The sequence below is a fragment of the Actinocrinis sp. genome (assembly GCF_035605935.1).
In the GTDB taxonomy this organism is placed as follows: domain Bacteria; phylum Actinomycetota; class Actinomycetes; order Streptomycetales; family Catenulisporaceae; genus Actinocrinis.
The window spans coordinates 20541-28633 of record NZ_DATNGK010000317.1 but is presented as its reverse complement, the minus strand read 5'-3'; the positions used below and the strand labels follow the sequence as shown (position 1 = coordinate 28633).

The following is an 8093-nucleotide window of genomic DNA, read 5'->3' as shown; positions in this document are numbered from 1 at the left end:
CTACAGCGGCTCTCCGAACACGGCCGGCACGTACATGGGGCAGATGACCAGTGACGGCGGCACGTACAACATCTACGAGCACCAGCAGGTCAACCAGCCCTGCATCCAGGGCAACAACTGCACCTTCGAGCAGTACCTGGCGATCCGTACCTCGCCGACCAGCAGCGGCACCATCACCACGCAGAACTTCTTCAACGCCTGGGCCAGCCACGGGATGAACCTGGGCTCGCTGAACTACCAGATCCTCGCGACCGAGGCCTGGGGCGGTGGCAGCGGCACCTCCAACATCACGGTGAGCCAGGGTAGCTCCGGTGGCGGCGGTGGCGGCGGCGGGGGTGGAGGAGGTGGCGGCAGCGGTGGCTGCACCGCGACTCTCTCGGCCGGCTCGCAGGGAAGCAACTGGTACAACCTCAACGTCTCGGTCTCCGGCTCCAACACCTGGACTGTGACGATGAACCTCGTGGCGCCCGCGGTGGTCTACAACACCTGGAATGTCAGCGCCACCTGGCCGAGCCAGTACGTGATGGTCGCCAAACCCAACGGCAGCGGCAACAACTTCGGTGTGACGATCTCGCCGAACGGCCAATGGACCTGGCCAAGCGTGTCGTGTAGTACGAGTTAGCCAGCTATCCGGGATCGAAGAGAACAGCGCAGGTGGCGCGGCGAGCACTCCGGTGCCGCCGCGCCACGGCGTCACGTCGCGCGGCTCGGCTAGCGAGTCGGCGCGGGACCCGTGCTTGAGCGGACGACGAGCTCGGTGGCCAGCTCGATGTGCAGAGCCTCGGCCTGATGACCGTCGAGCACGCGCATCAGCGCCGTGACTGCCATCCGCCCCATTTCCTGCAACGGCTGGCGGACCGTGGTGAGCTTCGGTGTCGTGGAGCGACTGACGTCGATGTCGTCGAAGCCGATGACCGACACGTCACCGGGCACGCTCAGATTCCGATCCGCCGCAGCTTGCAGCACGCCCACGGCGACCTTGTCGTTAAAGCAGATGATCGCGGTGGGCCGCCGCGGAAGATCGAGCAGTTCACCGCCGAGCTTTTCCCCGGTCGCCGTCACCGGTTCGCCCGACCGGATCAGCCCAGGATCGACGAGCTCGCCGACCTGTGCGAGCGCGGAGGCATGGCCGGCCATGCGAGCCTCTCCCGCGGCGAGGGCGGGGGCGACCGAGATGACGCCGATGCGCCGGTGGCCGAGCGCGGTGAGGTGCTCGGTCGCGTCGCGTGCGCCGGCGAAGTTGGCAGCGGAGACCGCCAGCATGTCCTTCGGTACACGCACCCGCGGATCGATCACGATGAACGGCGTATTCGACGCGCGCAATGCCTCTAGCTCGGTCACGCTTTCGGGCGGCAGGATCAGCACGGCTGCGGCGACGTCTCGCCGTGAGGGCAGGCGGCGCAGCACCGTGTCGTGGTAGCCGGCGCCGCCTGCGTCCAGCAGCATTTCGCGGCCGTGCAGGCGCAGTGTCTCAGCGATCGAGGACACGATCGGCCCGAAGTAGTCGGTCAGCTCGTAAGGGCAGCGCACGAAGACCATGCCCTGAGCACGGGGGCGCGGACGCGGCCGCGGAGCTCGGCCGCCGCTCAGCTGCTCGACGGCGTCCTGCACCCTGCGACGGGTCGTCTCGGATACGTACGCGTGCCCATTGAGCGCGCGCGAGACCGTGGCGGGCGAAAGCCCGAGGTGTGCAGCGAGTGCCCGGACGCTGGCGCGGCCCGCGCTGGGGTCTGCGCCGGGTTCAATCATCTGCAACACCCGCGATTGTCACAGTCAGAGCATAGGCGATGCGGTGACGTGCGGGAACGCTGTCCGCGTGGGCAGTCGGCTTGACACTGGTAAAGCATCCTGCTTTCCTTCCCGCAACGCCTGTTGCAGGCCACGTTTCACAGCTATCCGCCCTGCAAAAGCCGCCTGTCGGCACGCAGCGCTGAGGATTGCGGCCAGCGTCGCAAGGCACTTGTTTCAGACAGTGTTTCTTCAAGAACGCGACTGCCCACTCCTCTGAGGAGGATGCTTTGAAACACCTCATCCGACGACCGCGCGACGTGCGCCGCGTCGTCGCTATAGGCACGGCGGCGACAATCGTCGCCGCCGGAATCACCACGGTCAGCATGCTCAGCGCGAGCGCGGCCGTATCGACCAGCGCCTGGTACAACGTCGTGAATGCCAACAGCGGCAAGTGTGTCGACGCCGCGGCGGCGGCCACCGCGAACGGCACGGCGGTTCAGCAGTACACGTGCAACGGCACGGGTGCGCAGCAGTGGCAGCTGCGGACGGCCGCGGACTCGGGCTATTACGTGATCGTCAACTCCAACGGCGCCCAGCCGGCGATCGACGTGGCCGGCCCCTCGACGTCGAACGGCGCGCTGATTCACCTGTGGTCGGACGGCGGCTGGAGCAGCCAGGAATGGCAGCCGGTACAGGAAGGCAGCGGCGACTATCACTTCGTAAACCACTACAGCGGCCTGTGCCTTGACACGCCGGCCGCGTCGACGGCCGACGGCGTTCAATTGCAGCAATACACCTGCAACGGCACAGGCGCGCAGTCCTTCGCGCTGAACGTGGTCGGCGGCTCGACCGGTTCGCCGAGCCCGACGGCAAGCCCGACCGGAAGCCCGAACCCGGGCAACCCGGATCTGGGCCCGAACGTGAAGATCTTCACCCCGTCGATGTCCTCGTCGTCGATCCAGTCGACCGTCAACTCGATCTACGCCGCGCAGCAGAGCAATCAGTTCGGCACGAACCGCTACGCGATGTTGTTCATGCCGGGCAGCTACAACGTCGACGTCCCGGTCGGCTTCTACACGCAGGTCGCGGGCCTCGGCGCCTCGCCGGACAACGTCTCGCTGACCGGCGGCGGCGTGCACGTCGACGCGGCCTGGTCCGGCGGCAACGCGACGCAGAACTTCTGGCGCGATGTGGAAAACCTGTCCGACACGCCGAGTTCCGGCACGCTGGAGTGGGCCGTCTCGCAGGCCGACCCGTTCCGCCGGGTCGACGTGCACGGCAACATGACGCTCGATGACTACACCTCGGGCAACAACAGCAGCAACTGGTCCTCCGGCGGCTACATCGGCGACTCCCGCATCTCCGGGCAGATCAACTCGGGCACGCAGCAGCAATACCTGACGCAGGACACGTCGATGGGCAGCTGGGCGGGCTCGAACTGGAACATGGTGTTCGTCGGTGACAACGGCGCGCCGGGGCAGTCCTTCCCGACATACACGAACGTCGCCTCCTCCCCGACGATGCGTGAGAAGCCATACCTGTACGTCGACTCGTCAGGGCTCTACAACGTGATGGTGCCCGGGCTTCGCACCAACGCAGTGGGTCCGGACTGGACCAGCGGCTCGACGGCGGGCACCTCGCTGCCGATCTCGCAGTTCTACGTCGTCAAGTCCGGCGACACCGCCACGACGATCAACAACGCACTCGCCTCGGGCCTGAATCTGCTGTTCACCCCAGGCGTGTACCACCTGTCCGCGCCGCTCAACATCACCCGCCCTGACACGGTAGTGCTCGGTCTCGGCCTGGCCACGCTGATGCCGGACAACGGCGTCAGCGCGATCACGACGGCGGACGTGAACGGCATCGACATCGCCGGCCTGCTCATCAGCGCCGGCACCACCAACAGCCAGTCGCTCGTGCAGATCGGCCCGGCCGGTTCCTCGGCCAGCCACGCGAGTGACCCGATCGAGCTGCAGGATGTGTTCTTCCGGGTCGGCGGGGACGTGGCCGGCCGGGCGACCCAGTCGCTCGTGGTCAACAGCGCCAACACCATCGGCGACGACAACTGGATCTGGCGCGCGGACCACGGCAACGACAACACGTACGGATGGGGCACGAACCCGGCCGCGAACGGCTTGGTGGTCAACGGCGCGAACGTGACCATGTACGGCCTCGCGGTCGAGCATTATCAGCAGTACCAGACCTTGTGGAACGGCAACGGCGGCCGGACGTACTTCTACCAGTCGGAAATGCCTTACGACGTGCCGAACAACAGCAGTTGGACACCCGGCGGCGAGAACGGCTACCCGTCGTATAAGGTCTCGAATTCGGTTACCTCGCACGAGGCGTGGGGACTGGGCGTGTACTGCTTCTTCAGCACCAACTCGGGCGTGGTCGCCGACCGAGCCATCGAGGTGCCGGGCAGCGGCTCGTCGTTCCACGACATGGTGACCGTCTCGCTCGGCGGCACCGGAACGATCAGCCACGTCATCAACAACTCCGGCGGCTCGGTGCACTCCGGCAACACGGTCACCTATCTGACCACAGGTCCGTAACTGCGCCGGTCCAACTGGCGCGGTGTCGTAAGTCGCGCAGTGCCGTAGGGAGCGCAGGTGAGTCTGCGCGGCGGTCGCCCCGTCTCCTATTCCGAGGCGGGGCGCCCGCCGCTCTGCCAACCCCGATTGAGCGGGCCTGCGATGGGGTCGGGCTCCGGCGATTCGGATTCTGATCCCCCCGCATCGGCAGCTGCCTGCTCCGAGTCCTCAACCAGCGGCGCATTCGACGTGGAAATCGCGATACCGCCGCCGATGACCAGTGCGTACCGCGCGGCCGACTCGATATTGGCCAACCGGTCCGCGACCGTCTGCCGGAAAGCCGCGGCCGCCCCGCCTGACTCGAACCTGACCTCGACGGTGGCATTCACCAGGTAGCCCGCCGCGTGCGGATCAAGGGCGTCCATGCCGGGAACGAGTTTGTCGAGGTTGTCACGCAGCAGCGCGCACTCTTGCAAGAACTCTGCGACTTCGGCGGGCTCGACGTAAAGATCGCCGTCCGCGAGCCGAGGGAGGATTTCGGCACCGAGCGCCTGTGCGCGCCGCGAGCCCCAGACCGTGTCACGCCACGAGTCATAGCCGGCCTGGCCGTCGGCATCGGTCGGCGGGTCGAACAAGTCGCGCTCGCCGTCTTCCCGGTCGATGAACACTTGCACCGACAGAATCACCGCTGAAGTAGACCACGAGCCCGAAGCGACTCGCCCGGATTCGGCCGTTGCGTGCCACCGTTTCGCCGGAGCGACATCTGAGCGGCGCCGCTGCTGACGTAGGCGCGGCACACCGTGAGCAGACGATCACCAGCCGGGCCCGAATGGCGGTCGGCGAACCGGCCGCTGACGCGATCCTGGCGGGCATCTCGATGGGGGCGCCGGCCACTTCTTCACCGATTCGTCGTTGTCGGACTGCGACGCGCCAGCCGCCTCGCTGGCCTGGGAACGCAGCGTGAACTTCCTCAAACAGCTGTGATCAGCCTGACTTCCACAAGGTGAGGTCCACACGCCTGCCCTGACATCGAAGCACCTGCGTCAGTAGTGCGCATCGGCGCATCGGCGGCTCAGTCCGGTTTCGCGTCCGCGTCCGCGTCCGCATGCCGAAATCCGCAGTACTCGAGGACGAGTTCGCAGAACATCGCCTCGGCCCAGGAGAACCAGGCGCGAGTCCAGGACGTCGGCCGGTCGACGTGAAAGGACTCGTGGATGCGCGTCGTACCGGCGTGCGTGGCGAGCAGCGTGTCGATCGCGGCGCGCTGATCGGCGGCATTGGAGCTGGTGAGGGCGGCGGCGGCGATGGCGATCGGCCAGATGCGACGCCGCGGCGTGTGCGGACTGCCGACGCCGGACGCCGCCGAGCCGCGGTAGAAGTACGGGTTTCGCTCACTGAGGACGAAGGCGCGCGTCGCCAGGTAAACCGGCTCGTCGGCTCGGCAGTAGCCAATCAGCGGGAGCCCGAGCAGGCTCGGGATGTTCGCGTCGTCCATTTCTAGGACACCGCCGCGACCGTCGACCTCGTAAGCCCAGCGCGGTCCGGTAATCGGATCGTCAATCAGGGCATGGTCGTGAATTGCGGCTTCGATCCCGGATCGCAATCGCTTCGCGCGGGCGATCAGGTCCGCGGGCGGGGGCGGGTCAGACGCTTCGGCGAGTTCGCTGATGCGGCCGAGAACCGCCGAGGCGAACTGGTTTCCGGGCACGTTGTAGCCGTAGCGCGTCGGGTCGTCACTCGGGCGAAATCCACTCCACGTCATGCCCGTGACGGCCACGTCGGGACCGAGACCGCGACGTTTCAGGGTTCTGTAATGCAGCCCGTGCCTGCGGCGGAAGCGGTACGCCGACCGAGTTTCGTGGTCCTGCTCGGTCTCCCAGGTATCGAGAATGCGGCCGAATGCGCGCCAGAACCGCGTGTCGAAGATGTCCGCGCGACCGTAGCGGCGCCAGATGCGGTACGCCAGCAGGAGGGGGTAGCACAGCGAGTCGACCTCGTATTTGCGCTCCCACACCCAGGCGCTGCGTTCGACCTCTGCGGCGTCCTTGCGGTGCCCGGCTCCGTTCGGCTCGGGATTGAAGGCGTTGGCGTAGGGGTCGAGAAGGATGTAGTCCAACTGCCGGCGCAACACTCCGATGGCGAGCTGCTCGGCGTGCGGACCTGCGCCGATCCGAACGAGTGGCATGACCTGCGCGGCCGAGTCACGCAGCCACATCGCCGGAATGTCGCCGGTGATCAGGAACACGGTGCCGTCCGCGAGCCGGCGCGCCGTGCGGTGCTGGAGTTCGGAGAAGAAGCGGGTCACGATCTGCGCCGCCTGCTTATGGCCGAGGACTGCGCTCACGCGCTCTTCGACCTCTCCAAGGTCCAGGTCACCGCCCACGTTGCGAGACTATGCCCAACACGTGGGCAAGAGCGTCAAGGGCGGCCGGGTACCTGCGCTCGGTCGGCGTGCCGTAGCCGACGATTAAGCCCTGCATGCGTGGACCGTCGCCATGCTGGTCACCGTGCCAATAGGCGCCGAGGTTACCGACGGCGATGCTGCGTGACGCGGCGCGGGCCAGCATCTCGTCTTCGTCAGGGCCCGAGCCCGGCAGGCTGATCAAGGCGTGCATGCCGGCCGCGATGCCGTGCAGCGCGAAGCCGTGGGCTGGATTCGCCGGGCGCGAATCGAGGCGCTGGACCAGCAGATCCCTGCGATGCCGATAACGCAGCCGCACGCCGCGGACATGGCGGTCGTATGCGTGGCTGGTGATCAAGTCGGCGAAGGCGAGCTGGCCTAGCGCTTCGGATCCGTGGTCGGCATGCAGCTTGGCATCGGCGAACGGCTCGACGAGCCTACGCGGAAGGACGACCCAGGAGAGCCGCAGGCCTGGCGCGAGGGTTTTCGAGGCTGTCCCGACGTACGCGACGTGATCCGGGGCGGTGCCTTGGAGCGCGCCGACCGGTTGGCGGTCAAAGCGGAATTCGCCGTCGTAGTCGTCCTCGATGATCAGGCTGCCGCTCGCGCGGGCCCACTCGATCAATGTTCTGCGTCGCGTGGGATGGAGGGTCGCGCCGGTCGGGTACTGGTGCGCGGGTGTGACGATGACCGCGCCGACATCTGGCAACGCGCGCTGGGCGAGCAGTTCGGTACGCGCGCCACGCTCATCCACCGGCAGCGCGGCGATGTGCGGCCCGGCTCGGCGGATCACCTCCCAGTACATGGCCGGGCCGTAAGGATCCTCCATCGCGATGGTGCTCACGCCGCTGCGGTACAGCATGCTCGCGAGCAGCGAGAGTGCCTGGACGTAGCCCGATGTGATGACGATCTGCGCCGGATCCGCGAGCACACCGCGGGCTCGACCGAGGTAATCGGCGAGTGCGGTACGCAGTTCGAGGCGTCCTCGGGCGTCGCCGTATCCGTATACGTCGTCGGGCGCTGCATTAAGCGCGCGCCGCACCGAGCGCAGCCAGGCTGCCGTGGGGAAGGTCGACACGTCCGGGCTGCCGGGGCGCAGATCGTGGGCCGGAACGGGTCGGGCGACGGCGTCGTCGGGCGCCTCCTGCGGACGCTGCATGAGGTCGGCGACCTCGGTCCCCGAGCCCTGACGCGCGACGAAGTAGCCTTCCGCGACGAGCTGGTCGTAGGCGGCGGTGACGGTGCCGCGGGCGAGGTTGAGCTCAGCGGCAAGTGCTCGCGTGGACGGTAGGCGCGCACCCGGCGCGAGGCGGCCGGAGCGGACGGCGTCACGCAGCGCACGCTCCAGGCCGGTGCGCCGACCGGACGCCGGATCGAGATCGACATGAAGGTCGACCCCGAAAGTGGACCAGAAATCGGACACAGCA

General features: G+C 67.4%; 6 protein-coding genes. 2 read left to right on the top strand and 4 right to left on the bottom strand.

Annotated features, from left to right (window positions below; genetic code table 11):
* On the top strand, positions 1-622 hold a 622-nt coding region (locus VN779_RS25710), incomplete at its 5' end, for a glycoside hydrolase family 11 protein (protein WP_325727838.1).
* 89 nt (positions 623-711) lie between these two features.
* On the opposite strand, the gene VN779_RS25705 is transcribed toward VN779_RS25710, so the two are convergent.
* Entirely contained in the window at positions 712-1749 is a 1038-nt protein-coding gene (locus VN779_RS25705) for a LacI family DNA-binding transcriptional regulator (protein ID WP_325727836.1), read from the bottom strand.
* Positions 1750-2114: 365 nt separating this feature from the next.
* Between VN779_RS25705 and VN779_RS25700 the strand changes: the two genes are divergently transcribed.
* A complete protein-coding gene (locus VN779_RS25700; RefSeq protein ID WP_349260943.1) occupies positions 2115-4286 on the top strand; it encodes an RICIN domain-containing protein in 2172 nt (723 codons plus the stop codon).
* A gap of 86 nt (positions 4287-4372) precedes the next feature.
* Here VN779_RS25700 and VN779_RS25695 read toward each other — a convergent pair whose 3' ends face one another.
* The 3 genes from VN779_RS25695 to VN779_RS25685 form a co-directional block, all read right to left on the bottom strand.
* Positions 4373-4951 (bottom strand): hypothetical protein, encoded by a 579-nt coding sequence (locus tag VN779_RS25695; RefSeq protein WP_325727833.1) that lies wholly within the window; start codon positions 4949-4951, stop codon positions 4373-4375.
* A 386-nt stretch (positions 4952-5337) separates the two neighbouring features.
* Positions 5338-6648 (bottom strand): glycoside hydrolase family 125 protein, encoded by a 1311-nt coding sequence (locus VN779_RS25690; protein ID WP_325727832.1) that lies wholly within the window; start codon positions 6646-6648, stop codon positions 5338-5340.
* Positions 6638-8089, bottom strand: a complete 1452-nt coding sequence (locus VN779_RS25685; protein WP_325727830.1) for a PLP-dependent aminotransferase family protein — start codon at positions 8087-8089, stop codon at positions 6638-6640. The genes VN779_RS25690 and VN779_RS25685 overlap by 11 nt, the downstream gene beginning before the upstream one ends.
* Positions 8090-8093: the final 4 nt, after the last annotated feature.

Coding starts and splice junctions, on each gene's coding strand:
- VN779_RS25705 (WP_325727836.1), bottom strand. CDS start 1,749: ATGATTGAACCCGGCGCAGACCCCAGCGCGGGCCGCGCCAGCGTCCGG.
- VN779_RS25700 (WP_349260943.1), top strand. CDS start 2,115: ATGCTCAGCGCGAGCGCGGCCGTATCGACCAGCGCCTGGTACAACGTC.